At 61.9% G+C, this 26,278-nt stretch carries 23 protein-coding genes; 14 read left to right on the top strand and 9 right to left on the bottom strand.

What is annotated here, in order from left to right; all coding sequences use genetic code 11:
- Positions 1-7: 7 nt before the first annotated feature.
- Positions 8-1,054 (bottom strand): FAD:protein FMN transferase, encoded by a 1,047-nt coding sequence (locus EK373_RS08935; RefSeq protein ID WP_129642334.1) that lies wholly within the window; start codon positions 1,052-1,054, stop codon positions 8-10.
- A 182-nt stretch (positions 1,055-1,236) separates the two neighbouring features.
- A complete protein-coding gene (locus EK373_RS08930) occupies positions 1,237-1,494 on the bottom strand; it encodes a hypothetical protein (RefSeq protein ID WP_129642333.1) in 258 nt (85 codons plus the stop codon).
- Between the two features lie 226 nt (positions 1,495-1,720).
- Between EK373_RS08930 and EK373_RS08925 the strand changes: the two genes are divergently transcribed.
- Both EK373_RS08925 and EK373_RS08920 read left to right on the top strand, forming a co-directional pair.
- Positions 1,721-2,614, top strand: a complete 894-nt coding sequence (locus EK373_RS08925) for a DUF4382 domain-containing protein (protein WP_157994284.1) — start codon at positions 1,721-1,723, stop codon at positions 2,612-2,614.
- Positions 2,615-2,623: 9 nt separating this feature from the next.
- Positions 2,624-3,130, top strand: a complete 507-nt coding sequence (locus EK373_RS08920) for an AtaL-like protein (RefSeq protein WP_129642331.1) — start codon at positions 2,624-2,626, stop codon at positions 3,128-3,130.
- On the opposite strand, the gene EK373_RS08915 is transcribed toward EK373_RS08920, so the two are convergent.
- On the bottom strand, positions 3,113-3,985 hold the full coding sequence (locus EK373_RS08915; protein ID WP_129642330.1) for a YihY/virulence factor BrkB family protein: 873 nt from the start codon (positions 3,983-3,985) through the stop codon (positions 3,113-3,115). The two genes, EK373_RS08920 and EK373_RS08915, sit on opposite strands and share 18 nt — an antisense overlap.
- A gap of 65 nt (positions 3,986-4,050) precedes the next feature.
- Here EK373_RS08915 and EK373_RS08910 point away from each other — a divergent pair, with 65 nt between their 5' ends.
- On the top strand, positions 4,051-4,380 hold the full coding sequence (locus tag EK373_RS08910) for a hypothetical protein (RefSeq protein ID WP_198683164.1): 330 nt from the start codon (positions 4,051-4,053) through the stop codon (positions 4,378-4,380).
- A gap of 2 nt (positions 4,381-4,382) precedes the next feature.
- Here EK373_RS08910 and EK373_RS08905 read toward each other — a convergent pair whose 3' ends face one another.
- The 3 genes from EK373_RS08905 to EK373_RS08895 all read right to left on the bottom strand — a co-directional run bounded on the left by EK373_RS08905 (position 4,383) and on the right by EK373_RS08895 (position 5,980).
- On the bottom strand, positions 4,383-4,862 hold the full coding sequence (locus EK373_RS08905; protein ID WP_129642329.1) for a pyridoxamine 5'-phosphate oxidase family protein: 480 nt from the start codon (positions 4,860-4,862) through the stop codon (positions 4,383-4,385).
- Positions 4,829-5,251, bottom strand: coding sequence for a hypothetical protein (locus tag EK373_RS08900; RefSeq protein ID WP_129642328.1), 423 nt, complete (start codon positions 5,249-5,251; stop codon positions 4,829-4,831). Before EK373_RS08900 ends, EK373_RS08905 begins: the two co-directional genes overlap by 34 nt.
- A gap of 168 nt (positions 5,252-5,419) precedes the next feature.
- Positions 5,420-5,980, bottom strand: coding sequence for a CGNR zinc finger domain-containing protein (locus EK373_RS08895; protein ID WP_129642327.1), 561 nt, complete (start codon positions 5,978-5,980; stop codon positions 5,420-5,422).
- Positions 5,981-6,067: 87 nt separating this feature from the next.
- Between EK373_RS08895 and EK373_RS08890 the strand changes: the two genes are divergently transcribed.
- Positions 6,068-7,471, top strand: a complete 1,404-nt coding sequence (locus EK373_RS08890; protein WP_129642326.1) for an amidase — start codon at positions 6,068-6,070, stop codon at positions 7,469-7,471.
- The gene (locus EK373_RS08885; RefSeq protein ID WP_198683163.1) at positions 7,472-8,704 is read left to right on the top strand and encodes an MFS transporter; all 1,233 of its coding nucleotides are present in this window, start codon (positions 7,472-7,474) and stop codon (positions 8,702-8,704) included. It begins immediately after the preceding gene.
- Between the two features lie 113 nt (positions 8,705-8,817).
- Here EK373_RS08885 and treY read toward each other — a convergent pair whose 3' ends face one another.
- From treY to EK373_RS08870, 3 genes are read right to left on the bottom strand one after another with little or no spacing between them, the layout of a single operon-like run.
- Positions 8,818-11,679 (bottom strand): malto-oligosyltrehalose synthase, encoded by a 2,862-nt coding sequence (treY, locus tag EK373_RS08880; protein WP_232831050.1) that lies wholly within the window; start codon positions 11,677-11,679, stop codon positions 8,818-8,820.
- 8 nt (positions 11,680-11,687) lie between these two features.
- The gene (gene treZ / locus EK373_RS08875; RefSeq protein ID WP_129642324.1) at positions 11,688-13,517 is read right to left on the bottom strand and encodes a malto-oligosyltrehalose trehalohydrolase; all 1,830 of its coding nucleotides are present in this window, start codon (positions 13,515-13,517) and stop codon (positions 11,688-11,690) included.
- 54 nt (positions 13,518-13,571) lie between these two features.
- Positions 13,572-14,582 carry a sugar phosphate nucleotidyltransferase gene (locus tag EK373_RS08870; RefSeq protein ID WP_129642323.1) on the bottom strand — a complete coding sequence of 337 codons (1,011 nt, stop codon included), beginning with the start codon at positions 14,580-14,582 and terminating at the stop codon, positions 13,572-13,574.
- Between the two features lie 317 nt (positions 14,583-14,899).
- Between EK373_RS08870 and EK373_RS08865 the strand changes: the two genes are divergently transcribed.
- The 9 genes from EK373_RS08865 to EK373_RS08825 all read left to right on the top strand — a co-directional run bounded on the left by EK373_RS08865 (position 14,900) and on the right by EK373_RS08825 (position 26,145).
- Complete coding sequence (locus EK373_RS08865) at positions 14,900-16,420, top strand: glucan biosynthesis protein (RefSeq protein WP_157994283.1); 1,521 nt, start codon at positions 14,900-14,902, stop codon at positions 16,418-16,420.
- Complete coding sequence (gene mdoH, locus EK373_RS08860) at positions 16,405-18,537, top strand: glucans biosynthesis glucosyltransferase MdoH (protein WP_129642321.1); 2,133 nt, start codon at positions 16,405-16,407, stop codon at positions 18,535-18,537. Before EK373_RS08865 ends, mdoH begins: the two co-directional genes overlap by 16 nt.
- Before the next feature lie 150 nt (positions 18,538-18,687).
- Entirely contained in the window at positions 18,688-19,302 is a 615-nt protein-coding gene (locus EK373_RS08855; protein WP_129642320.1) for a hemerythrin domain-containing protein, read from the top strand.
- Positions 19,303-19,482: 180 nt separating this feature from the next.
- Complete coding sequence (locus tag EK373_RS08850) at positions 19,483-19,833, top strand: DUF2934 domain-containing protein (RefSeq protein ID WP_232831049.1); 351 nt, start codon at positions 19,483-19,485, stop codon at positions 19,831-19,833.
- A 51-nt stretch (positions 19,834-19,884) separates the two neighbouring features.
- On the top strand, positions 19,885-20,334 hold the full coding sequence (locus tag EK373_RS08845; protein ID WP_129642318.1) for a GNAT family N-acetyltransferase: 450 nt from the start codon (positions 19,885-19,887) through the stop codon (positions 20,332-20,334).
- Positions 20,335-20,423: 89 nt separating this feature from the next.
- The gene (locus EK373_RS08840; protein WP_129642317.1) at positions 20,424-22,655 is read left to right on the top strand and encodes an ATP-binding protein; all 2,232 of its coding nucleotides are present in this window, start codon (positions 20,424-20,426) and stop codon (positions 22,653-22,655) included.
- The gene (locus EK373_RS08835; RefSeq protein WP_129642316.1) at positions 22,648-23,112 is read left to right on the top strand and encodes a response regulator; all 465 of its coding nucleotides are present in this window, start codon (positions 22,648-22,650) and stop codon (positions 23,110-23,112) included. The genes EK373_RS08840 and EK373_RS08835 overlap by 8 nt, the downstream gene beginning before the upstream one ends.
- Positions 23,113-23,114: 2 nt before the next feature.
- Complete coding sequence (locus EK373_RS08830) at positions 23,115-25,517, top strand: response regulator (protein ID WP_129642315.1); 2,403 nt, start codon at positions 23,115-23,117, stop codon at positions 25,515-25,517.
- On the top strand, positions 25,507-26,145 hold the full coding sequence (locus EK373_RS08825; protein ID WP_157994281.1) for a biliverdin-producing heme oxygenase: 639 nt from the start codon (positions 25,507-25,509) through the stop codon (positions 26,143-26,145). Before EK373_RS08830 ends, EK373_RS08825 begins: the two co-directional genes overlap by 11 nt.
- Positions 26,146-26,278 lie beyond the last annotated feature (133 nt).

Raw genomic sequence — 26,278 nt, 5'->3', positions numbered from 1 at the left:
TCATGATTTATTTCCTGCTGGGTTTATCCGATGAAACAAAAGAGTCGAACTGTGGCGTCGTCAGCGAACGCAAATCGGCGCCTTGCACTTCGATGAACATGACGGGCATCGCGCGTTCCAGCGCCAGCTCGCGTCCGGCTTCGACGCCGAGCACGTTGAACGCCGTCGCCCATGCATCGACATCCATCGTCGACGAGCCAGCCACGACCACCGATGCGAGGCTGTGCTCGACCGGTCGTCCGGTGCGCGGATCGATCGTGTGCGAGTAGCGACGCCCGTCGCGATCGAAGTAGTGGCGATATTCGCCCGAAGTCGTCACCGCCGCATTATCCAGAGTTACGATGGCGTATGGCTCGGGTTCCGCGTCGATGGGACGCTCTACCGCGATTCGCCAGACCTCACCTCGACCATTCCGGCCCTGCGCACGGACTTCGCCGCCGAGGTCGATCATGAAGTGGCCCAAGTGCATGCTTTGGAAGCGCCCGGCTATCAGATCAACCGCGTAGCCCGGCGCGATGCCATTGAGATCGACCTGCACGCTTGCATCGGACTTGCGAAGCGCGGGCGGCTGCAGCCGCGCCTCGAGTTTCTGGTAACCCACCCGTGCGCGCACTTCGGCGAGTTTCGCTTCATCGGGTAGATCGATGGGCTCGCCCTGCGCCCCGAACCCCCATGCCGCGACCAATGGTCCGACGGTTACATCGAATGCGCCGCCGGAGGCGCGGCTGACCTCGAGAGCATGATCGACCACGATGGCGAGGTCGGCAGAGACCTCGAACCAATCGGTCGAGCTCGAAGCATTGAACCGGGAGATCTCCGAATCGGGCCGATAGCCCGACATGCTGAGATCGATGCGATCGAGCACCTGATCGACAGCGGACCGCAACGCATGGGCATCGACATCAGCGGGCGCGGAAGCGACTTTGACGGAGTAGGTCGTCCCCATGGTCGGCCCGGAGATGGCCAGTTCCTGGGGCGTGCGCGCACATCCGCCGATGACTGGCGCAAGTGCCAGCGCCAACAGACCCATGAACGCCCGATTCGCTCCGACCACACGCTGCCCCACCGATGCACGAGCAGCGAATGGTAACTGAGCTGAACGGGATACATTCAGGAGAAGCCGCGACTGGCTGCAACGTGCGTCCGAGCGGGAGGAGAACGGATCGCGCGCTAATGCGGTGGCATGCAACCAGCCGCGGCTTCAAACCGCTGAAAGCTTCAGCGGCGGATCGATTCTCAGCGGGGGCAGGCTTCGCGCCCATTGACCATAAGGTCAGCGGCGGGCGGTTCGACGTCCACGGCGGGGATGCTCGTATCGCCGCGCGGGCTCACTTCGGCGCAGTCGGTCGCGCTGGGCGTCGCCAGCGGCTGTACGGCGGCGGCGGGCGGCGGCACGGGCACGGGCACCTCTTCCATTGCGGAACGGTTGAGCATCGCCGCGAGCAGGAAACTGCCGCAGATCATCAGCCCGCCGACGACGACACCACGTTCCACGATGACTTACCCTCCATCCGTGGCGCAGAGTATTGGCGGGTGCATTGGCTGTGATGTGTCCTTTCGGGCAGCCAGCCCGCTTGGCCGGGGCGTTTGCGGGAAGCCACAATCACCAACGATGCCGGCGGGAACTTTCTTCCGTGCGATCGTGACCAACAGCGGGACTCCTGCATCAGAATAAGGGATGCTTACGGGCAAGGAATCGATGGTGCGCTTCATGGCTTTTATGCAACGTTCAGCTTTGCCGCAGTTCAGCTTCGCCCGTGGCGGCGGCATTGCTCGCCTGGGTGTTCTCGGCTTGCTGGCCCTGCTCGCTGGCTGCGAAGGCGAGGTCACCATGGACCTGGGCACCGAGCTGCCCGCCGATCCAAACATCACCCAGGTGGTTACCGATATCCGCGGGCTGGAATTCACCAAGAGCAGCGGCGGCACGGAGACCATCGAGTTCACCAGCAGTGAGCAGGTAGACCTGATCGATCTCGCCGACGATAACGGCGTGCTCCGGCTGTTCACGAGCGAGCAGCTCTCGGAGGGGACTTACACCGGCGTGCGCCTGCTGTTCGATGAAGATCGGGCCGACGATGCCTTCGTCAGCACCAGCGCCGGCACACAATTTCCGTTGAACCTGGCCGATGGCGACTCTGCGTCGTTGAGCTTCCAAGTCGAGGACAACGAGAGCAGCAGTGAATCGTTCACGCTGTTGCTGGACCTGCGCAAGTCGCTCAGCTTCGACGAAGACTCCGATGAGTACACGCTCACCCCGACGCTGCGCGCCGTCGATACGAGCGAGATGAGCCGCATCGAAGGCAACGTGAGTGTCACCTGCGTGTCGGGCACACTGGAACGCGGCGCTGTATATCTGTTCCAGAATTCAGATGTCACACCCGACGACATCGACGGCGCGGGCGTCGAGCCGTTCGCCACCGCGCCCATTTTCACCAGCACCGTCGGCGCCGGGTTCTTTTATGCATTGCGATATCTGCCGGCGGGCAGTTATACGATGGCGGTCACCTGCATCGGCAACGATGACGAGCCGTTGACCGACGAGGACCTGCTGTTCCGCAGTGTCGTCAATGTGGATGTCGATGACAGAGAAACCATCACGCGCGATCTGCCCTGAGCGCGCCTCTTGAACGAATCGACGGCGGCCGTCACTCTGGCGGTCGCCATGACCACTCTGCACCACGAACACCTCGTCCGGATCAACGATCCCGACAACATCGTGAGCCCGTGGTTGACGCGTGAACAGCTGTGGCGCGGCCTGCACCACACTATCGTCGCACCTCAAACCGTCGACGATTCCATCGACACCGCCAATGTATGTGAGATCGCGCCTGGCCGGCTGCGGCGTGAGATCCACCGCGGCGCGTATTGCCTGGCCGATGAGGTCGAGCTGGCGCCAGGAGATGCCGTGATCATCCGCGCTGACTGCCAAGGCTCCTTCGCCGGCAGCACCTTGACCATCCGCATCGAAGAGCCGGCGCCGGAAGCACTGTTCGTTCGCTTCACTTATGAGATTCAGGGCCTGGAAGCCTGGCGCAACCAGGACGAAGATCAGGCGCGTCGCTCGGCCTATCAGGCCGCCGACATCGAAAGGATCCGACAGGCTCGCAGATTCTCAGCGTTGCTTCACTGATTCAGGATCGGGCCGCTTTTCTTCTTTCACGCCGCCCGCACAGGCGGTGAACTCCGCACCCAACAAAAATATCTGCGCCGAGTAATACAGCCACAGCAACATGGCGGCGAACGATGCCGCCGCACCGAACGCCGACGGCTGCGTCGAGTTCGCCAGATACAAGCCTATCAGCCAGCGGCCCAGATGAAACAACAGCGCAGTGACCACGGCGCCGATCAGGACCGGGCGCCAGGGCAGCCGCTTCGACGGCAGATAGCGATAGATGATCGCGATCAGCCCCGCGACCAACGACAGCGAAATCACGAAATCCAGTATGGCCGCCACCACGACGAGCTCCGTGAAGCGCGCGGCGATGATGGAACGTAACGCCGCGAGCGCCGCCGTTACCGACAACGAAACCAACAGCAGAAAACCCACCGCCAGGATCACGCCGAACGAAAGGATCCGCACCCTCAGCCATCCCCAGACGCCCTTCGGCGCAAGCGCCTGCGCGTGCCAGATGTTATCGAGCGCTTCCTCGAGCGCCGCGAACACCGTAGTGGCGCCGATAATCAAACTGACGATGCTGATTGCGGCCGCGGCGAGCCCTTCCGACTCCTGCGACTGTTTCATCGCCTCCAGCAGGACCTCGGCGGTGGCGCGTCCGAACAGTTGCGTCAACGTGCCACTGAGTTGCCCGTAAGCCGCCTCCGCGCCTACGATCCAACCAGCGACGGTGAGCAGGATGATCAGCAGCGGGGCCAGCGAGAAGGCGCAGTAGAATGCGAGCGCCGCGCCGGCTGCCGAGGACCGATCCGTGATCCAATTGGTCACCGCGCACTTGGCCAAGTTCCAGATTTTTGCCGCCACGTTCATCCGCCGCCGCTCCTGCCCATAGGCTCGAACGCTCGGCCCGACCCGAAGGATTCAAGGGGACAGCAATGAGCAGCATCTTGCGTGAATGGCGAGGCGTGATCCGCCGCGAGCACCGGGACGAGTACGTGAACTATATAAAAGGCACAGGCCTGGACGACTACCGGGCGACGCCGGGAAATCGGGGCGCCGCCATCGCCGTACGCGACCTGGACGATAAGCGCACCGAAGTGATTACGCTGAGCTGGTGGGAGTCGTTCGACTCGATCCGCGCTTTCGCCGGTGACGATATCGAACTAGCGCGCTATTACCCGCTGGATGACAAATATCTATTGGAACGGCCCCGGACAGTGCAGCACTACGAATGCCATGGCGATGCAGCGCCGGGGCGTGGTTGAACTTACATAGTCAGCTTGCGGTTATCGCCTAAGTGAGTGCGCTTGCCGGTTACCGCCGCCGTGGCGACGCCCAACAGATAAGCCGCCTTGCCGGCCGACGTCCAATACTCCGCTCGCTCGACGTGCACGCGTAACAGCGCGAGCTTCGGATCGTCCGGCCCGTCCGGAAACCAGGGCTTGGCGAACGGCGTCCACAGCTCGTGGATGCGCCGGCGATCGTTGACGATGTCCGCTGTGCCGGATGCCGCGACGTATGCATCCTTGCCCGTGTCGGCAAACGCCACGCTCGTGCGCACGTCGTGCATGACTTCGTCGACCTTCGCCGAATCGATCGCGGTATAGAACCACAACTGACCATCATTCTCGTACGCCAATGAAGCCAGCGGCCGCGTGTGCAACGTTCCATCCGGCTCCACGGTGGTCACCATGGCGACGCGGATATCTTTGATCAGCTCACCCAATTTCTCGAACTCGGCTTGCATGAATAATCTCCTGTGCGCGCATCATCCACGCAATCGCGCACCATCAGCCAAGGTTCCGAAACATCCCATCGCTGCGCGGCTCCGTCGTCGAGTTCACCACAATCGCTCCGTCGCGGACTGACCCAATAGGACCCACGCAGCTCGCGAACCTGATTCGGCGGCGCTACCGCAGCCTGTTCCAGCTCCGCGACACGCACGCGGACCATCTCCAACCGGCCGACGGATTCATTCAACAAACGCGCAATCACCAGCGCTACGTCGGCGTGCATCGATGAGTCATCGTCGTCCGAATACAGCAGCACGTCGTTCAAACATCGGACCATGGCGTGCACCTGCATGAGCTCGATGCGCTCGTGCTCGATCAGCTCGGACAAGGCTGTGTGAGACATGAGATTCTCCTGCGGTGGGTCGAGCTCGGTTGAGTGAGTCGATCATACGCGGGCAGTTTACGGCTGTATATATAACCAGCCTGGATTGTCCGCTGCCGCTATCGAATTTTTGCTCGCGTTGCGCGCGCCAACGCGCGGCGCATGCCGCGCAAACAGGCGCGCACGCGCTCAGGCTCGCTGGCGGCGTCTATAGGAGCGAGTTTTCTCGCGGTTCCCACATTTCGCCGATGAGCACCAGCGGCGGTTCGCCGGTTTGGAGCGATCGAAAAATACCCAGCCGCATTCCGGCGACTGGCACATCTTGAGCCGGCCCAACTGCCCGGTGGCCGACAACATCTGCAGCTCTGCGAGCACGCGCCCAAGCTCGGATCCCTTCGCCGGGCGCAGCTCCACCATGCCACCTGCCACATTTGCAACCAGAGGAAACGATCCGCTCGCTGAATTCAACGCGCTGATCTCAGCGCTTGCGGTCGCACGCTCTTCCGCTGGGATTGCGAGATAGGCGCGCAATGCTTCTCGCAATCGAAGCACTTGCCCCAGCGGCGCCGGCCCGCTGCCACTCAACTCATGGGCGCGCATCCACGACGCCAGCTGTGAGACGGTCTGCAGCTCGTCTTTCGGCTCGTGCGCGGCCCCCGCTTCAACATAGGTGCGCAGATCGATCGAGTTGACGAAGTCATAAAGCAACGCCAGCTCTCGGGGAACGAGAAATTTGTCTGAAAGTCTCATGCGACACCAGTATAGCTCATTTGGTGGTTGACACCATCGAACACCAGCAATTACCTTTTGCTAGTGCCCACACCAAGGATCTCGGCCATGCCGCATCATTCAGACCTTCATTACCTCGATATTTCCGAGCTGGCGGTATTGATCGGATCCAGAGAACTTTCTTCGCGTGAGATCACGCTCATGCAGTTGGAGCGCATCGCCTCGGTAGATCGAACGCTCAACAGCTATGCATCCACCATGCGGGAGCGAGCTCTCGAGGATGCAGAGCGCGCCGATCGGGAAATAGCGTCTGGAGGACTGCGCGGACCTCTGCATGGAGTGCCAATCGCAATCAAGGACATCTGCTGGACCAAGAATCACCCGACCTCCTCGGGCATGCAGGTTCATAAACAGTTCCTGCCCGATCAGGATGCCACCGTGGTCAGCCGCCTGCGCGCCGCCGGCGCGGTGATTCTTGGAAAGACGCAACTCACGGAGGGCGCATACTCTGACTATCACCCATCGATCGAGCCGCCCAAAAACCCGTGGAACTCAGACTACTGGCCCGGCATCTCCTCCAGCGGCGCGGCAGCCGCCACTGCTGCAGGATTGTGTTTCGGCGGCGTGGCATCCGATACGGGCGGATCGATTCGCTGGCCATGCGCCGCGAACGGCACGACAGGGATCAAACCGACGTGGGGACGAGTCAGTCGCCATGGGGTTTTCGAGCTGGCGGCATCACTCGACCATATTGGAACGATCGCGCGCTCTGCCATTGACGCGGCCCTTCTGTTGCAAGCGATCGCAGGCGTCGATCCACTCGATCCGACGACGGCGACCGTCGCTGTGCCCAACTATTTGAGCTCGGCAAACGACGGGCTGTGCGGCATTCGCATCGGTATCGATACAACATGGAACAGCGCGGATGTCGATGCGGAGGTCGCACAGATGATGACTGCCGCACTCGATGCGTTTCGAGCGCTTGGAGCGGAGATCGTAGACATCCGCGTGCCGAATTCGGAACGAATCATTCACGATTGGGTGACGAATTGCGCGATCGAAGCGGCGACGGCGCATACGGAAACCTTCGCTCAGCGTCGTAACGACTATGGCTCTGTGCTCGCGTCGGTGATCGAGCACGGGCAAACCACGACCGCGATCGAGTATCAGCGCATCTTGTTGCGTAGGATGGAGTTCCGAGGCCGCGTCGACGCGCTGTTCAGTCACATCGACTTGTTGCTCACACCAGTGCAGCCGTTGCCGCCGCTGACGCTTGCTGCGATTCAAACACTGGGCACGCAGCCGCAACTGATCGCGAAACTGCAGCGATATACGTGTCCATTCAACATGAGCGGCCATCCTTCCATCACGCTTCCAGCCGGAGCGTCCGAGGCAGGCATGCCAATGGCTCTCCAGCTGATAGGCGCCGGGTTTCGCGAGGAAATGCTGGTGCGCGCCGGCGCTGCGTTCCAGTCCACCACACGCTGGCACCGCCGGCATCCTTGTGCGTAAATGAAACCGATGCAAGCACGTCTGTTCTATGGATGGATTGTGGTCGCGGCCGCATTTGCCGTCACGTTCATCGGATTCGGTTGCGCCTATACATTCAGTGCGTTCGTCCAACCACTGCAGCGTGATTTCGATGCGTCCCGCGGCTCGGTTGCACTCGCCTTTTCCTTATCAGGGTTCGTGTACTTCGGCTTCGGACTCGTCAGTGGGCGCCTGGCCGACCGCTGGGGTGCACGCCCGCTCGCAATGCTTGGCATGCTTCTCGTCGGCAGCGGTCTTGCGCTAGCCAGCCTGGCGCGCACGTTGTTCGAAGTGTATCTCGCGTATGGGTTGGGAGTCGGATTGGGCATCGGTTGTGCTTACGTTCCGGTGCTCGGCGCAGTGCAGCGCTGGTTCGATCGACAGCGAGGCCTCGCTTCCGGACTCGCTGTCGCGGGCATCGGCGTGGGGACGCTGGTGATGCCGCCCCTCGCTGCAACGCTGGTCGAGCTGATTGGCTGGAGGGCGGCATACTTGACTATCGGCCTGGGCGCGGCGGTGCTGGGGATTGCTGTTGCCAGCTTGATTGTGAGCGATCCACGTGAACGTGGATTACACCCAGATGGAATCTCGCGCTCGCCTGAGCACGCGCCAGCTGCAGACGGTGTCTCACTCCTCGAGGCGGTAAGGTCTCGGGCATTCACCCAACTTTATATTGGCTGTTTCATGGGCTCGTTGGGAGCATTCGTTCCTTTCGTACATCTCGTTCCGTACGCTCAGGATCTCGGCATCGATAGAGGACCAGCGGCCGCACTGATTGGAGCGATCGGCGCAGGTAGCACGGTCGGACGATTTTTCCTCGGCGGCGCTGCGGATCGTATGGGTCGTCCGCAGTTTCTGCGGATCACGTACCTCGGGATGATGCTCGCGATGCTCCTCTGGGCGGTATCGGGTTCGCTGCCAGGGCTGGTCGCATTCGCCGTTCTGCTCGGTCTTTTCTATGGCGCTTGGGTGGCCGTACTGCCGGCCGTCGTCACGGACCTTTTCGGCCGGCGCAATGTGAGCGCCATCATCGGAGTGCTGTATACCAGCGTCGCAGTCGGAACGCTGATCGGACCGGCGACCGCGGGCGTTCTCTTCGACATGACGTCGAGCTATTTGTGGCCGATTCTTGCCTCTGCCGCAGCCAACCTCGTAGCGGGGCTGATGACCAGAGCACCTGTCAGTCACCCGTTTCCGACCGGCGCATTGCGGTAACGACGATCTGTTCAAGTTGCGCGTCGTTGTTTGCAACCAAACGATCGGCCAGGCGCAGCAACAGCGATTGAATTGCCGGTGTTTACGTTTTGCGGCCCTGATTTACGCGCGCGTTACGCGCCGCGGGAAGTCGCTGCGGAACTCAGCACTGCGAGCGGGACCGTGGAGAGAACATCTGCGAGACGAAGCGCGCCATCATCGCCGGTCGCCCGTGCAACCTGTTCCGTGAGTACATCGCGTAAATCCCCGTCGGCGGCATCACCGAGCAAAACTCGCGTATCACCCCAAATTTCGCCCACAGGCAGCCGCATCTCCCCGCCCATCAACCGCGCCGACCACCGAGGAACGATGACCACGCAGGTGCGGCCTTCATGAGTTCGCGAGAACGCAAAGACATGATCTTTCTTCTCGCCTTCAACCTGCAAAGGCAGATAGCTGCCCAACGCGAACAGCGCAGCGTCGGCAGCACGAAACTGCAGAAGCTTCGCCGTTACATACAACTTCGCTTGCGCACTATCCGAGTCCTCAAACAGCGCGCGCACATCCGAAACTTCCGACAGCGATGCCAGCTGCGAAGCGGCCGCATCGAAATCTACCGGCGCACGATTATCCGGATCGACGAGCGTGAACGCCGGCAGTTCGGTGCCCTGATAGAAATCAGGCACGCCCGGCGAAGTAATCTTCAACACCGTTGTCACCAACGAATTGATTCGACCGAAGAACGCAATCGTGCCGACGAACGAAGTGAAGTCGCGCATAAAAGCATTGCGCTCTGGATTGTTCAGCAGTTGCACGATGAAGTCGTTCACCGCCGCTTCGTAGTCGGCATTGGGATTGATCCACGACGTCGAGCGCTTGGCCTCGCGCCCGGCCTTCGTCATGTACGCCTGCAATCGCTCGATCAATTGCTCGGTCGGAAGCTCGGGCGACCAAAGACCCGCCAGCGTCTGATACAGCAGGTACTCGTCCTCGCGATCCGGCGCTGGCGCGTCGTCCACTTGACGTCGCTTGTTTCGATTCAACTGGGACCAGCGCGACAGATGCTGCTTCCACAAGTCCGGCAGCTCGCTCAGCACGGCAATCCGGGCTCGCACATCCTCGCTGCGCTTCGTGTCATGCGTGGAAGTCGCGAGCATTGAGTGCGGCCAATGTTTGCAACGCTCCAGATTGGCCTGGTGCAAGGCGGTCGAAGACACACCGAAACGACTCGGTTCGCCACCTACTTCATTGAGGCAGATGAGGCGATTGAAGCGATAGAAGGCTGTGTCCTCCACGCCCTTAGCCGTCACCGGCGCCGTCACCTGCTGGAACTTCATGGCGAACTCCAGCATGGCCTGACGGTGCGACGGGAGGCTCCCTCCCGCGGCCGTGCCCAACAACACGTCGCGGACGAAGTCGAAGACACTCACTTCAGCGCCGGCACTCCGTCGCCGCGCCAGCCCCGTCGCCCAATAAATGATCCTCTGATCTTCTTCGCCAATGCCGCGCGGAGATATATAGGTGCGATACACCGGGAAGCACGCGATCACTTCTCTGATCGCCTCGCGCAGCGCAGCCCGCGTGAAGTCCGCTGTATGCCGATCCATGTGAGCGATACGATCCAGCTGAGTCGCGAGCACTTCGACTTCGGCGGCGAGCGATGAGCGCATCACCAATCGCTTGCTCTCGTAGGCGATCGCTTCGAACGACGCCTCGTTCTCGGTGAAGGTTCGATAGCGGCGGGTCATGCGCGTTTCTTCGTCCCCGCACACCAGCCACGTCGTCTGCAACGCCGCGTAGTCATAGCCAGTCGTGCCGTGAACCAGCCACGACTCCGGCAGGCGTTCGTGCGCGGCAAGGATTTTCTCCGTGAGCACATACAGCGGTCGGCGCTCCGGCCCGCCGCCGAAGCGCTCCTGCAAGCGCAGGAAATATTCCTCGGGGTCGTACAAGCCATCGGAGTGATCGATGCGCAAGCCGTCGATGCTACCCGCATCGATCAGTTCGAAGATCAGCTGATGGGTCGCATCGAATACGCTGCGCTCGTTCATGCGCAGCGCCGCCAGATCGTTCACGTCGAAGAAGCGGCGATAGTTGATCTCGTCGACGGCAACTCGCCAGTAGGACAGGCGATAAGCCTGCGCCTCCAGCAGCGCATCGAGTGCATCGAAGCTTTCCGCCTGTCCGGGCGTGCCGTTGATCCGGGTGACGCTCTCATTGATGTAGCGCAGGATTTCGGGACTGCGCTCGATCAAACGCGCGAGGCGTCGTTTATGAGCTTCCTTATCGCGGTAGCGCACCGCCACCGCGTCCGTGGACGTATCATCACGCGGCGGCAGGTTGCTGAAGCTGTTGAGCAAGCTCTCGAAGTCGGCGCGATGCGCATCGTCCTGCGGCAGTAGTTCCTCTGGAATGGGCTGCGGGAAAACTCTCGGATACTCACGCGGATCAATCGGCATGCGGTGATCGTAGTAGCGCACCGAGAAGCTGCCGGCCGTGGCATCGAATTCGATCTGCAACTCGCCACGCTCGAGCACTATTCCATACGCATCGCCCAGGATCGGCACGAGGATGCGATCGCGCATCGAACCGCGGTTCGGCCGCCAATCGATGTCGAAGTGAAATGCACAGCGCGCGGCAGGCCCGTTCTCCAGGACATCCAGCCACCACCCGTTGTCATTGCCCATCACGCCGAGATGATTGGGCACGATGTCGACGATCAACCCCAGCCCGTGCTCGTGCAACTGCTGCACGAAGCGATCGAAATCCTCACGCGTGCCGAGCTCGGGATTGAGCTGCGAGTGATCGACCACGTCGTAGCCATGCATGCTGCCAGGCCGCGCCTTGAGGATTGGCGACGCGTAGACATGACTGATGCCGAGCCGCGCCAGGTAAGGCACGATTCGCGCCGCGTCGTTGAATGTGAATCGATGGTTGAACTGGAGACGATACGTGGCGCGAGGGATGTTGAATCGCGCGCCAGGTTCGGTTGGCACCAGTGCGCTCATGGCGCTCCCAGCGACAGTCTGACTTCCCAGGGGGCTAGTTCCTCATCCCGCGCCGATGCGCCGGCCGTGGAAAAATACTGTTCGCGCGCTGATGAAGCCGGAAGACCCCCCCCCTCCTGAAGGCCAAGAGCCGGCGCGGGAAGGTCACCGAAGTTTGCTTGCATTACTAAGGTGCGACCGCGGCTCAACGGCCATGTCACGGTGAGCATGCTGCTGCTCACCTCATATCGAGCGGCCCCAGCAACGATCTCCGGAATCACCGGCACAACCTTCTCAGCTCGTACCGCCAGCAGTTCCTGCGTGTACGCCAACCATTCGCGATGCCGCGGCTCGGCCCGATCCTCGTCGTCGAGTTGACTGGCCAGATAAGTCTGCTCGGCATTGGGATCGGGGATCTGCTCGCGCCGATGTTCGTCGGCGAACGCACCGAACGATGCGAACTCGTTGCGCCGACCGTCGCTAATCGCCTTGGCCAGGTCCCCTTGGTAGTCGCAAAAGTATAGAAACGGCTGAACCGCCCCGTATTCTTCTCCCATGAAGAGCATCGGGACCTGCGGAGCCAGCAAAAGAACTGCCAGGCCGGCGCGCAGTTTTTCGGGTGGCGCGAGCTTTGTCAGCCGCTCGCCGAAAGCGCGATTGCCGATTTGATCGTGGTTCTGGATGAAACTCACGAACGCGGTGGACGGCAGCGAGGAACTGCGCTCGCCGCGAGCATGACCTTCTGTCTGGTAAACCTCGCCCTGATAGGCGAACCCCTCGGCGAGCACACGACCCAGATGTTCGATCGGCCGATCGGCGTAGTTGCGATAGTAGCCATCGCTCTCGCCGGTCAGCAGGATGTGCATCGGGTGATGGAAGTCATCGTTCCACTGCGCGACCATCGAGCGATCTTTCCGACCCAGCCGGCGCGCCTCGTTGTGATGGTTTTCCAACACGACGTGCACGCGCCGCTCGCTGCCCGGTCCGCGCTGCACGCTGTCCACCAGTTCGTCGATGAAATGCGTATCGCCGTCGTCGAACATGGCGTGCACGGCGTCGACCCGCAATCCGTCGAAGCGGTATTCGTTCAACCAGTACAACGCATTCTGGATGAAGAACTGCCGAACGATGGGATGCGCGAAATTGATAGCGCTGCCCCAGGGAGTGTGGTGCGCCGACGTGAAGAAATCCTCGGCATATCGGTGCACATAATTTCCTTCCGGTCCGAAGTGGTTGTACACCACGTCGATCAGCACCATCAGTCCGCGCTCATGGGCCGCCTGCACGAAATGTTTCAATTCATCCGGATGGCCATAATTTGGCTGCGGCGCATACAACAGCACACCGTCGTAACCCCAGCCGCGCCGACCGGGAAACGTGTTCAGCGGCAATAGCTCGATCGCGGTGATACCGACTCGGGCGAGATCGTCCAGGCGTCTTATCGCTGCCCGATAAGTGCCCTCGCGAGTAAACGTGCCAACGTGCAATTCATACAACACCGCCTCGTGCCAGGGGCGGCCTTGCCAGCGCAGGTCGCGCCATTGAAAGGAGTGAGGATCGAGAATTTGGCCGGGGCCGGTCACGCCCTCCGGCTGGAAGCGCGACGCCGGGTCGGGCACGTCGAGCTCATCGTCGATGCGGAAGCGATATCGGTCGCCAGCGCCGACGCCGCGCACCAATGTTTCAAACCAGCCGTCGCTCGAGGCCGTGAATTGCTGCCGTAATGGCGCGCCTTTGCTGGGTTCCAGCAACAGGTCGACGCGCTGCGCGCCGGGAGCCCAGAAACGAAACGTCGTGCCGTCGGCGCCGAGCTCGGGGCCGAAGTTAAATGAGACGGATCGGCTCACAACAACACCCCATCGCGCTGACTCACCGTCCGTTGGCAAACGCAGCCGGAGAATTTACAGGGATGCACCCGCCATCGAGCGCTCGAAGTTCGCGTGCCGTGCAGCCAGATTGATATAACCCGAATCCGCCGCCGCACGTCTCGCCGCCCGTTCGCCGGCCAATTTGCGCAGCGTCTCACCGACGCGGTGCGGCGTCCCCAGATCGCTCCAGCCACAGGCCGGCACTGGCAGCACACACAGCGAGCCTTCGCGTCCTTCCAGCAGGTCGCGCGAGAAATCCAGATCTGGCATCCGCGTGTACATATCGACAATGGCCGGCCAGCCGCCCGCCGATTTGTGTTGAAGCGCGCTGCTGACGATGACCTGCATCTCCATGACGGTTGGAGCGAAGCGCGGCAGGTATAGATCCAACAGCGCGCGGGCCGAGGCGGCAATAATAAATGTGTTCCACAAGCCGCCCTTGCGAACGATCTGGGCTGCCACAGGCAACTCGGGTTTTTCCACGAACCGCGCCACAGTTTGGGCGCCGAACGGGCTGGACTCGCCCGGCACGATGTAGCCCAGCTCGCTGTCCGGCTCCTCGGGGTGCAGCCCCAGCAGGACCGGCTGATCAGGACAGCGCGAGACATGTTCCATTGCGGCTGCAAGCGAGCGCTGCAGGATGGATTCGTGCGCCACGTAGTGGTCCGACGGCAACATCAGCACCTGCGCCTCCGGATCCTGGCTTAAAATGTGCACCAGCGAGTAGAGGATGCCGATGGCCGTCCCCCGGTTGCTCGGCTGAACGATCAGGTTCGGTTGCGTCAGCGTGCACAGCGCCGGGATGTTCGACCACCAGCGATGATGCTGTTGAGCGACGATGGCGCAGACCCGTTCGGCAGCGACCTGCGTTCGGGCACGAGCCAGGGCATCTTCCACGAGCGACGGGCCACCGCTCAGGGAGCAATACTGTTTGGGGACCGGCGTACCGCAGGGCTGAGTGGTCAACGCACGTAGCCGACTGCCTTCGCCTGCCGCCAGAACCAACGCCCATCGATGTGGCTGGCTGCGCAACGTGTCAGTCATGCTGGTCTCCGAGAAGAATGCAGTACGAAAGGAATAGGCTGGTAAAGTGACGATGTGGTAGCAATGCCACGAGCGAACATCGCTGCGTTTAATACGCGGCGAACCGACGCAGTTCCGCGACAGTGATGAAATCTGGAACCGTGATAACGAGACATGCGTAGACCTTTGAGTGAACGCTGCTCGCGCCGCGGCCTTTGAACCAGGAACGATCGATTCGGATGAATTCAGGCGAGTCAGCAAATTCTCGGGGCCCGGGCGCCCCGCCCACTCCGCGCACACGTCCTCCCCTGCCTCCGCAGCGGGCGGCGCAGACAGTCATGCGCCGTTACTGGCTGGTGATGCTCGCCATCACTTTTTCTTGTGTGGCAGGCGCCGCGTCGGTGAAGCCGGCGGCCGAGGGCGGACGGGCCGCGCGTTACAAGTTCACTCCGAGCACGGTCCTGGATCTGGCCAAACGAACCGCCGCATCCGCCTACGTACCGCGCCGCCTGGAAGGCAACTCTGCGCTCCAGCAGCTCAGCTACGATCAATATCGCGACATTCGCTTCAGGCCGGAAATGGCGCTGTGGCGTAACGAGCAGGTGCCGTTCCGCGTCGAGCTGTTGCCCGCCGGGTTCCTGTTCCAAACACCGGTGAAGGTGTCGGCGGTCGAAAGCGGCATGGCCAGCGATTTGACTGGCACACCCAATATGTTTGCGCTCGGCCCGCACGTCGCGAAGCAGCTCGCCAATCAGACCCTGCCGCTGTCGGGCTTTCGCGTGCGCACGCTGCTCAATTCCCGCTCGGTGTGGGATGAATTCGTGGTGTTCCAAGGGGCCTCCTACTTTCGCGCCGTGCCTCGCGCCGGGCAGTACGGTTTGTCGGCCCGTGGCCTGGCTATCCGCACCGCGCATCCGGCAGGCGAAGAGTTTCCGGCCTTCACTCAGTTCTGGATTGAACGCCCAGGGGCGAATTCGTCTGGAATCGTCGTGCACGCGTTATTGGACAGCCCGTCCACGACCGGCGCGTATCGGTTCTCCATCCAGCCCGGCACCGAGACCGTCATGGATGTGGACGTGACGCTGTTCCCGCGCGTTGACCTGGACAACATCGGTCTCGCGCCGCTCACATCGATGTTTCTGTTCGATGAATCCGAGCGCACGCGCATCGACGACTTCCGCGATGAGGTGCACGATTCGGACGGTCTGCAGGTGGTCACAGCTTCGGGCGAACGTTTGTGGCGGCCACTGCGCAATCCGACAGAGCTGCAAGTGTCGGCCTTCACCGCCGAAGCGCCGCGCGCGTTCGGACTGGTGCAGCGTTCACGGCGCATCAGTGACTATCGCGACTTCGAAGCCAAATACGAGACGCGTCCGAGCGCCTGGATCGAGCCCACCTCCGACTGGGGCAAGGGCTCGGTCGACCTGGTCGAGATTCCCACCGAGAACGAGACCAACGACAACATCGTCGCGTTCTTCCGACCGCACTACGCGGTGCCGGCGGGCAAGCCCTGGCACATTTCGTATCGCCTGCGTTGGAACAACACGCCGCGCATCACGCCGTCATTGGGTCGCGCCACTGCTACGCGCACCGGTCCGACGATCGACGGCAAGCGCCGTATCTTCGTGATCGACTTCGCCGGCGCGGGGCGTAACATCGAGGACCTCAAGCTCGACGTTGGCGCCTCCGCGGGCAAGCTGTCGCACCCGACGTTGCAACAGAACCCGTTGACCAAGGGCGTCCGCGCCAGCTTCGAGCTGGATCCCGCGGGCAGCAGCCTGGTCGAGTTGCGATTGCGCCTGCTGCGCGCCAATCGTCCCATTACTGAAACCTGGCTTTATCGATGGACGGCCAGCTGAAATCTCCGACCTCTCCTACCGAAGGCCGCGACGTAGTTCGCGGTGGTATGCCTTTCGAGCGTCCGATCGACATGCCGGTGCAGGATCTGCGGCAGAGCCCGCAGGTCGTGCGTGCGCTTGGACCGGCGCCGGTCCGGGCAATATTTGCACGTACCATCGTGATTCTTGGCACCCTGGGCCTGACAGGTTACGCGCTGTTCGAAATGCTGGGCATCGTCGAGTTCTCGAAGATGACGGTATTGCAAGGCGTGATGATTTTCTTCTTCACCATCACGTTCGGCTGGATCGCGTTCTCCGCCGCCTCGGCCATCGCCGGCCTGCTGGTGCCCATTCACATCCCGAAGACCCAGGCGAATCTGGCCGGCTCGCGCACCGCGCTGCTGATGCCTATATATAACGAGGATCCGACGGCCACGACTTCGGCGCTGCAGGCCATGGCCGAAGCGCTCGCGCAGGCCGGTGCGGCTCAGCACTTCGAGATCGTCATCATCTCCGACTCTACGCAGGTCGATCCGTGGATCAATGAATCCATCGCCGTCGACCGGCTGCGACGCGAGCTGCGCAATGTCATGCCGGTGTGGTATCGCCGCCGCTGGCACAACACCGGCCGCAAGGCCGGTAACGTGGAAGAGTTCGTCAAACGCTGGGGCGGACGTTACGACTACATGATCGTGCTCGACGCCGACAGTCTGATGTCGGCGGAAACCATGGTCGAGCTGGTTCGTCGCATGCAGGGCGATGCGCACCTCGGCATCCTGCAGACCGTGCCGATGTTGCACGGTCATTACAGTTTGTTTTCACGCATCCAGCAGTTCGCGGGTCGCGTTTATGGCGGCATCATCGCGCGCGGTGTCGCGACATGGTCGGGCAACGAAGGCAATTACTGGGGCCACAACGCCATCATTCGAGTTCAGGCCTTCGCCGAAGCCTGCGGCATGCCGCAGCTGCCCGGGCGCAAGCCGTTCGGCGGTCACGTGATGTCGCACGATTTCGTCGAAGCCGCCCTGATGCGCAGGGCCGGCTGGAAGGTTCGCATGGCGCCGGATCTCGACGGCTCCTGGGAAGAAAGCCCGCCGTCGTTGATCGACGTGGCGGTGCGCGACCGGCGCTGGGCGCAGGGCAATCTGCAACACTCCAAGATCGTCGGCGCCGATGGCTTGTCGACCATCAGCCGCGGTCATTTCTGCATCGGCATCATGAGCTATCTGTCCTCGCCGCTGTGGCTGATGCTGCTGGTCGTGGGCTTCGCGCTGACCTTGCAGGCGACGCTGATCCGTCCCGAATATTTCAGTCGCAGCTTCCAGTTGTTCCCCGACTGGCCGAAGTTCGACGCCGAACGCATGATGCAGCTGTTCGTCTTTACCATGATCGTGCTGTTCATTCCCAAAGTGCTGGGCATGCTGCGCTCGTTGTTCGACAGCAAGATCCGCAAAGGCTGCGGCGGCTTCCTGGGTGTCATCCTCAGCACCGTGTTCGAGACGCTGCTGTCTGCGCTGTATGCTCCGATCATGATGCTGGTGCAGACCCAGCATGTAATTGAAATCTTCACGGGCCGCGACTCGGGCTGGAATGCGCAGCGCCGACGCACTGACTCCACCGCGTGGAGCGAATCTGCGCGCATCCATTGGGTGCACGTCGTGATCGGTGTGGTCACCGGCATCGTCGCCTATCTCATATCGCCTACATTGCTGGCATGGCTTGCGCCGACGCTGGCCGGTTTGTTGCTGTCCATTCCGCTGTCCAAGATGAGCGGCAGCGTGCTGGCCGGTCGGGTGATGCACTCATTGGGTCTGCTGCGGACGCCCGAAGAGAAACATGCGCCGCCAGTCATCAAGCGTCGCGACGAATTGCTTGCCGAAGCCAAAGAGCCGGCACGCGACGGTCTGCGCCTGCTCGCAGCTGATCGTCAGGCGCGTTACGCACATATCACCGGAAACTTGCCCCGCCCCCCCGAGTCACGCGGTCACCCGGATCCGCATCGCCTTACTGCAGAACAAAAGGTGCGTGACGCCAGCAATCTCAACGAGGCGCTCTCGTGGCTCGGCCCCGCTGAGAAAGTGCACGTAGCAGGCGATCCTCGCATGCTCGAGCGTCTCGCCGAGTTGCCCCAGAGCTGAACTAACATTTGATAACCACTCGCCTCCGGCGAGTGGTCGTTGTCCGCGCTCTGCTCTCACGGTTCCTGCTCAGGAACTTCGCCGATGACGAGTTCATTGCTCCTGCGAGCCAGCCACTCTCGCTTACGTATTCAATTCGAGGAGCAAGCCATGGCACGAGCCACACACACAAGTTCGACGGACGCACCGCGAGATGCAATTGCTCTACTCAAGCAAGATCATCGTGCAGTGGAGGCGCTGTTTGCCGAATTCGAGGAAGCCGACGAAAGCGAGCAGTCCGAGCTCGCGACTCGCATCGTTCAGATGTTGACGGTGCACACGCAGATCGAGGAAGAGCTGCTGTATCCCCAGGCCAAGGAAGCCTTCGGCGAGGAAGAGGACGAAATGGTGTACGAGGCCGAGATCGAGCACGGCTCCGCCAAGGAGCTGATTGCCAAGATCGAAGCCGGCACGCCGGAGGATCCGGAGTTCAAGGCGCTGGTCAAAGTGCTGAGCGAATACGTGAAACATCACGTCAAGGAAGAGGAGAAGGAGCTGTTCCCCGCGCTCAAGGAAACCGAGCTGGATCTCAAAGAACTGGGCAGCGAGCTTGCACAGCGAAAGATGCAGTTGATGGAACAGATGGGCATCGAAGCCGAAGAAGCACCGGCGCCTCGGCGCAAGCGCTCGACGGGATCGCGCACGTCAGCTGCCAAACGCCGCCAGGCGCGCGCCGGCAGTCGTAGCAAATCGGCGCGCAGCTCGGGGAGCCGCGCACGTCATTGAGATGTGACTTGCTTGTGACCGCACCGAACGCGGCGGCGACTCCAACGAGTCGCCGCCGTTTTCTTTAGTGCGGTCGGAAGAATGAGCGCAGCCTCGTCGTGAGCGTGTAGTTCTTGGAACCTTTGTCGGTCGATGACGTTTGAATCGAGCACTGAACATAACCGCCGATCGGAGATCATCATGGCGAGCCGCCCCTCAGGTACGAACCCCCGCTCTAAAAAAGGATCGACACGCACGCTGCCGCCGGTAACGACTGTGACTAACGAGGAGCAAAAGCTCGCCGATGCCGACGCCGTCGAGAATCGCGCTGCCGATGGTGTGGTCGGCGAAGCCGCAACTCACGATCTGGAGATCACCAAAAGCAATCTGCAACAGCGCGAACTCCCGTCGCTTTCCGGAAATCGGGAAGCGAGGATTGCTGAAGCAGCGTACTGGCGCGCCGAGCGCCGCGGCTTCGCGCCGGGCAGCGAGCTGGACGATTGGTTGAGCGCTGAAAAAGAGATCGACGAGCAGAACGATCGCCGGGAGTAGTTTGGCAAGGTCCCTTATACTTCCATTCAAAATGGAAGCCTGGGGACCGGTATGACGTCAAGTTCGCGTGTGCGCCCGTTGCAAGCCGATGATCGCGCTCGATGGGATGAGCTGTGGGCTGGCTACCTGCAGTTCTATGAACAGACCCTGCCGCAGTCGACCACCGACTTGACCTGGCGCCGGCTCATGGAAGGTCGTGAGCTGTGGGGCTTCGCCGGACTCGATGACAGCGGACGGATGGTCGGCTTCGCTCATTATCATTTCCATCTCTCGACCTGGTCGCCCGTCGGCTATTGCTACCTGGAAGATCTGTTTGTCGATCCGCAGGGGCGCGGCCGGCACGTGGGTCGCTCGCTGATCGAAGCTGTCTACAAGGCAGCCGACGAGCGCGGCAGCACCCGCGTCTATTGGCATACCGAAAATACCAACGCACGAGCGCAGATTCTGTACAACCAGATCGGCTATCTCACTCCGTTTCTGCAGTTCCGCCGCCGTTCTTGATAGAACGGCATTGCCGTTTCCCATGATCGGAACTTTCTGCTGTTTCCAGGCATTGAGTCGCGCAGAAAATCAAGCTCGACGAGCGGCGGATGGTGTCAGCGGTCTCAACATCCGATCTCAACCTCGACCTCGACCTGTGCGCGCAAGAACCTATCCGGATTCCGGGCAGCATTCAGCCGCATGGGACGCTTGTGGTTGTAGATCCCGGCAGCAGGCGAATCGTGCAGGCCAGTGCCAATGCAACGGCATTGCTCGGCAGACGCGGCTCGACCGTGCTCGGCCTTTCGCTGAACCAGCTGATCGGTGAATCCGCCGAGCGCCAGATCAATAGCTGGCTGGCCAACCCCGACAGCAGTTATTTGAGAACATTGGACATCAATGGCCAGCGCCTGCAGGTGCTCGGCCATCAGACGGCTCAGGGGATCATTCTCGAGTTCGAGCAGCCGCCCGAAACCGAAGGCGAAACGCTCGAAGCCTATTACCCACGGATCGGCCGCTTCATGGAAGACCTGCCGGCGCACGAGGACATGGCTTCCCTGTGCGCAGCCGCCGCTCGCGAGTTCCGGCAGATCAGCGGCTTCAATCGCATCCTGATCTATCGTTTCGACGAGCAATGGAACGGCGAAGTGCTGGCCGAAGACGGCGACGGTGTGCTGCCGTCCTATGCCGGCCTGCGCTTTCCCGCGACGGACATTCCTCCTCAGGCGCGTGAGCTGTATCGACTCAACCGGCTGCGCGTGATTCCGGACGCGAACTACACGCCCGTGCCGATCGAGCCGCCGCTGGATAAAGGCGGCACGCCTCTGGATCTGAGCTTCGCCGCCCTACGCAGCGTCTCGCCGGTGCACCTCCAATACATGCGAAACATGGGCACGCTCGCATCCATGTCCATTTCGGTGCTAGTGGACGGTCGGCTGTGGGGCTTGGTGTCCGCTCACAATGCCACGCCTCGCCGAGTCAATGCACAAGCGCGCACTGCGTGCGATCTGTTGGGCAAAGTACTCTCCCAACACATCGGTGCGCGCCAGCGCGGCGTTTATGCCGCCCGGCGTATCGAGCTCAAGCGGGTGGAAAGCGAGCTGCTGACGAAGATCGCGGGCAGCGACTCATTCCAGAGCGGGCTCGGCAACCACACGGACACCTGGTTGAAGATCGCCAACGCAAGCGGCGCAGCGGTTTTGCACGACGATCTGTTGTTCACCGCCGGCGTTACGCCGCCGCTCGATCGGGTGCGTGCGCTGACCGAAAAGCTGCACCAGCAGGGCGCCGATTCCTTCGTGACCGACAGCCTCGGCCAGCAATGGCCCGACTTTGCCGATATCGTCGATGTCGCAAGCGGCGTGCTGGCAATTTCGATCTCACAACTGCACTCCAGCTACATCCTCTGGTTCCGCCCCGAAGTGGAGCGAACCGTGCTGTGGGCGGGCGATCCACGTGAAGCCAAACAAGTGCAAAACGAGCGCCTGACGCCGCGCAATTCGTTCGCCAGTTGGAAAGAGCTGGTGAAAGGCCGCGCCCTGCCGTGGTCGGAGGCCGAAATCGACAGTGCGGTGGATTTCCGAACCGCCATCGTCAATTTCGTGCTTCGTCGCGCCGAGGAGCGGGCCGAGCTCACCAGCCAGCTGCAACGCTCGAACCGCGAGCTGGAGTCGTTCTCCTATTCGGTGAGCCACGATCTGCGCGCACCGTTCCGGCACATCGTCGGTTACACCCAGCTGCTGCGCGATCGCGAGCAATCTCTGAGCGCTCAGTCGCAGCACTATCTGGACAGCATCAATGAGGCCGCCGCGTCAGCCGGTCAGCTGGTCGACGATCTGCTGAACTTTTCTCAGCTCGGCCGCACGGCGCTCTCGGTCGCGCCAGTCGATATGCAGAAAGTCGTGCAGGAGATCATCCGCTCGGTCGGGCCTGACACCCGCGACCGGCAAATCGAATGGCGCATTCAGCCGCTGCCGCCAACCAATGGCGACGCGGCGCTGTTACGCCAGGCTTTGTATAACCTGGTGGACAACGCCCTCAAGTACAGCCGCGACCGCGCCCCCGCAATCATCGAGATAAGCGGTGAACAACTTGCGTCGGAATGCGTTTACACAGTGCGCGACAACGGCGTCGGCTTCGACATGGCCTATGCGCACAAACTGTTTGGCGTGTTCCAACGGCTGCACCGCATGGAAGATTTCCCGGGTACCGGCATCGGCCTGGCATTGACACACCGGATCATCGAGCGTCACGGCGGGTGGATCGAGGCGCAGGGCGCCGTCGACCGAGGTGCGGAATTCCGTTTTGGCATACCCCGCAAAGGAGCAAGCGTCGATGGCTGATCTGCGGCCCATCCTGTTGGTCGAAGACAACCTGAAAGATATCGAGCTCACGCTCGCCGCACTGGCCAAGTGCCAGCTGGCAAACGACATCGTCGTGGCCCGCGATGGCGCCGAAGCGCTGGACTATCTGTACAGCCGCGGCCAGTACAAGGATCGCCAGCCCGGCGATCCGGCGGTGGTGTTGCTCGATCTGAAGCTGCCGAAGGTGGATGGCCTGGAAGTGCTCGCAAAGATCAAATCCGACGGCCTGACCCGCTCGGTGCCGGTCGTGATGCTTACGTCATCGCGCGAGGAAAGCGACCTGGTGCGCAGCTACGAGCTCGGCGTGAATGCCTTCGTGGTGAAGCCGGTGGACTTCAACGCGTTCTTCGAAGCGATCCAGGATCTAGGCATGTTCTGGGGCGTCCTCAACGAAACGCCGCCGCGCATGGCGGCGCCCGGCATCAACAAGAAGTAACCATGGCCGCCGAGCTCGCCTCTCGCCCCCACTCGCAGACCCGCATCCTCCTGCTGGAAGACAGCGAGATCGATGCCGAGCTCGCCATCACTCATCTGACGAAAGCAGACAGCGCGAGCAGGGTGCAGCGTGTCGCGACTCGCGAAGACTTCATGCGGGAAATCGGCAACGGCGGCTACGACGTGGTGCTCGCGGATTATTCCTTGCCGGACTTCGACGGCCTGACGGCGCTGGACATCGTGCGCGAGCGCCATCCCGATATGCCTTTTATCTTTGTCTCTGGCGTGGTCGGCGAGGAGTTCGCGATCAATGCATTGCGCCGGGGCGCAACCGACTACGTGATGAAGCGCGGCTTGAGCCGTTTGCCGGCTGCCGTCGATCGTGCCGTCGCCGAAGCACGCGAGCGCCAGGATCGTGTGCGGGCCGAACAGGCACTGCGCATCAGCGAGACCAGCGCGCAGCTGGCGATCGAGACTGCGGGCCTGGGCCGGTGGGAATTCGACCCGGCGACCGGCACTTTCGATGTGGATGCTCGCTGTCGTGAGCTGTTCGGGCTCGGACCGGACGCCGTTGCCAATCACGAAACATTTCTGAAGGGCTGCCACAGCGGTGATCGGCCGCGCATCGAAGCTATCTTGAACGAAACGATCGAGGCGGCTACCGCCAGCAACGTAGCCGCCGAGTTTCGCATCATCCGCTCCGGCGATGCGCAGGAGCGCTGGATCTCGCTGTCGGGCCGCTCGTTCCAGGACGGCGGCGCGTGCACTCGCCTGATCGGCATCGTCAACGACATCACCGAGCGCAAGCAGGCCGAGGCCGCCCTGCAGGATTTGAATCAGACGCTGACTTTGCGAGTCGCTCACAAGACCGCCGAGCGCGATCACCTGTGGCAGCTGTCGAAAGACCTGATGGCAGTGATGACACCGGTTGGCGCGCTCATCGAAGTCAACCCGGCGTGGCAGGCGGCGCTTGGCCACGGCACCAGCGAAGTGGTCGGCGAGCATCTCGCAAAGTTTGCTCATCCCGATGACGCTGCCGTCGTCCAGCAAGCCATGGCGCAAGCAGTGCTCGAGAATCAGCGCCCGTTCGAGTGCAGATTCGTTTGCCGGGGCGGCGAGACACGTTGGATTTCCTGGTCGACCGCGCTCGGGCACGGCTACATCTATGCCGTCGGTCGCGACATCACCGAAGACAAGGCGGCGCAATCTCAGCTCGAGCAAGCGCAGGAAGCGCTTCGTCAGGCGCAGAAGATGGAAGCCGTCGGCCAGCTCACCGGCGGCCTGGCGCACGACTTCAACAATCTGCTGCAGGTCGTGGTCGGCAACATCGAAACATTGCAACGCAAGCTGCCGCCGAACCAGGAGCGCTTGCGGCGTGCGGCGGATCACGCCATGGCTGGCGCCCAGCGTGCGGCGAATCTCACGCAGCACCTGCTGGCGTTCTCACGCAAGCAGCCGCTCAATCCGCGACCGGTGGCGGTCAACCGGCTGGTGGCCGGCATGTCCGAGATGATTCAACGGACGCTCGGCGAATTGATCGTGGTCGAGACCACGCTCTCGCCGAACTTGCGGCACGTGGAGATCGACGGCAATCAACTCGAGATCGCGCTGCTGAATCTCGCGGTCAATGCGCGCGACGCCATGCCTCATGGCGGCACGCTCAGCATCGAAACATTCAATCTGGATCTGCGCGACGCGCCTCACTGTACGGCGGAAAATCTGCCGCGAGGCGAGTACGTCGTGATCAACGTTCGCGATACCGGCACGGGCATGTCGCCTGAAGTGCTGGCGAGAGCCTTCGAACCTTTCTTCACGACCAAGAGTGTCGGCCAGGGCACCGGCCTCGGCTTGTCGCAGGTCTATGGTTTCGTGCGCCAGTCCGGCGGCCACGTGCGCATCACTTCGGCGGATGGCGCCGGCACCTCGATCCGGATTCATTTGCCGGCCGCTCGTCCCGATGCGCAAGTCCCCGAAGCTGACAATCAATGCGAAGCGTCGCTCGCCGCCAGGCGCGAAACGATTCTGGTGGTGGAAGACGATCCCGACGTACGCGCTTTTACCGTCGAGACGATTCGCGAGCTTGGCTACGATGTCCTCGAAGCGCGCGATGGCGTCAACGCACTCAGCCTGCTACGCCAGACGCCTCCCGGCGACATCGACCTGCTGTTCAGCGACGTAGTGTTGCCGGGAGGCATGAACGGCCAGCAACTGGCCCAGCAGGCCGTCGTCCTCCATCCACGTTTGAAAGTACTGTTCGCGACCGGCTACGCCCGCGATGTAATCGTGCATCACGGAAGGCTCGACCCGGGCGTGCAACTGATCACCAAACCTTTCGCTTTCGATGACCTGGCAGCGCGTATCCGTAGCGTGCTCGACGGTCAGGATTTCGCTCGACATGCAAATTGATGAAACGCCAGCGTCCAGCCCCGCCACTTCCAGCATCAAATTGAACCGACGCAACTCGTTGCGCGGCGCGACCGATCATTTGCACCGCGACCTCGATCGAATCGCCGCCGGTTTCAACCTGGGCGATGCGACTCACTATCGGCGCTTCCTGCAAGCGAACGCCGCGACGCTGATCGCGATCGAACAGTTGCTCGAGACAGCCGGCGTCGAACAGCTGTTGCCCGACTGGCGCGAGCGTTCGCGTCGGGCGGCGATTCTCGCGGACCTGCAAAGCCTGCAGTCGGACGTGCAACCGCTTGCGCTACGCCGTACAGCGCCGACGCCGTCCGAAGTATTCGGCATCTTGTATGTATTGGAAGGCTCCCGCCTCGGGGCGCGCGTGCAGCTGGATCAGGTGCTCGCCAGCACCGATGAGAACGTTCGTAACGCATCGACCTATCTCAGCCATGGCCAGCCCGGTGAAGGCAGCAACCTGTGGCGCAGCTTCCTCGAGCATCTGGAAACCCACGAGGCGGCGGACGATCAGACTCAGACTGTGTCTGGCGCGGTCTACGCCTTCACCATGTTCATCCGGTCTTTCAGCCAGGCGGCCAGCGACCTGCAGTTGCGGACTGCGCCCGCGGCCTAACTGCCAACTGTTAAGTCACAAACCGGTCCTGCGTCGAAGTTTTGGCTGCCCGCCAAGGAGGGCGGCCCGAAACTGTGCGCCATATCCGGCGGGCGTTGACGTCATTTCGCGACACTGTGGGCGTCGAAATAAC

The organism is Peristeroidobacter agariperforans (genome assembly GCF_004138335.1).
In the GTDB taxonomy this organism is placed as follows: Bacteria; Pseudomonadota; Gammaproteobacteria; order Steroidobacterales; family Steroidobacteraceae; genus Steroidobacter; species Steroidobacter agariperforans.
This window is presented reverse-complemented; position numbering and strand designations above follow the sequence as displayed.

Excerpts from the sequence above, each read along its gene's own strand:
- EK373_RS08895 (WP_129642327.1), bottom strand. The coding sequence starts at position 5,980 with ATGAGACTTTCAGACAAATTTCTCGTTCCCCGAGAGCTGGCGTTGCTT.
- EK373_RS08830 (WP_129642315.1), top strand. The coding sequence starts at position 23,115 with ATGGCCGCCGAGCTCGCCTCTCGCCCCCACTCGCAGACCCGCATCCTC.
- EK373_RS08890 (WP_129642326.1), top strand. The coding sequence starts at position 6,068 with ATGCCGCATCATTCAGACCTTCATTACCTCGATATTTCCGAGCTGGCG.
- EK373_RS08910 (WP_198683164.1), top strand. The coding sequence starts at position 4,051 with ATGAGCAGCATCTTGCGTGAATGGCGAGGCGTGATCCGCCGCGAGCAC.
- EK373_RS08845 (WP_129642318.1), top strand. The coding sequence starts at position 19,885 with ATGACGTCAAGTTCGCGTGTGCGCCCGTTGCAAGCCGATGATCGCGCT.
- EK373_RS08840 (WP_129642317.1), top strand. The coding sequence starts at position 20,424 with ATGGTGTCAGCGGTCTCAACATCCGATCTCAACCTCGACCTCGACCTG.
- EK373_RS08865 (WP_157994283.1), top strand. The coding sequence starts at position 14,900 with ATGCGCCGTTACTGGCTGGTGATGCTCGCCATCACTTTTTCTTGTGTG.
- EK373_RS08850 (WP_232831049.1), top strand. The coding sequence starts at position 19,483 with ATGGCGAGCCGCCCCTCAGGTACGAACCCCCGCTCTAAAAAAGGATCG.
- EK373_RS08825 (WP_157994281.1), top strand. The coding sequence starts at position 25,507 with ATGCAAATTGATGAAACGCCAGCGTCCAGCCCCGCCACTTCCAGCATC.
- EK373_RS08905 (WP_129642329.1), bottom strand. The coding sequence starts at position 4,862 with ATGCAAGCCGAGTTCGAGAAATTGGGTGAGCTGATCAAAGATATCCGC.
- EK373_RS08870 (WP_129642323.1), bottom strand. The coding sequence starts at position 14,582 with ATGACTGACACGTTGCGCAGCCAGCCACATCGATGGGCGTTGGTTCTG.
- EK373_RS08925 (WP_157994284.1), top strand. The coding sequence starts at position 1,721 with ATGCAACGTTCAGCTTTGCCGCAGTTCAGCTTCGCCCGTGGCGGCGGC.
- mdoH (WP_129642321.1), top strand. The coding sequence starts at position 16,405 with ATGGACGGCCAGCTGAAATCTCCGACCTCTCCTACCGAAGGCCGCGAC.
- EK373_RS08835 (WP_129642316.1), top strand. The coding sequence starts at position 22,648 with ATGGCTGATCTGCGGCCCATCCTGTTGGTCGAAGACAACCTGAAAGAT.
- EK373_RS08885 (WP_198683163.1), top strand. The coding sequence starts at position 7,472 with ATGAAACCGATGCAAGCACGTCTGTTCTATGGATGGATTGTGGTCGCG.
- EK373_RS08855 (WP_129642320.1), top strand. The coding sequence starts at position 18,688 with ATGGCACGAGCCACACACACAAGTTCGACGGACGCACCGCGAGATGCA.
- EK373_RS08915 (WP_129642330.1), bottom strand. The coding sequence starts at position 3,985 with ATGAACGTGGCGGCAAAAATCTGGAACTTGGCCAAGTGCGCGGTGACC.
- EK373_RS08900 (WP_129642328.1), bottom strand. The coding sequence starts at position 5,251 with ATGTCTCACACAGCCTTGTCCGAGCTGATCGAGCACGAGCGCATCGAG.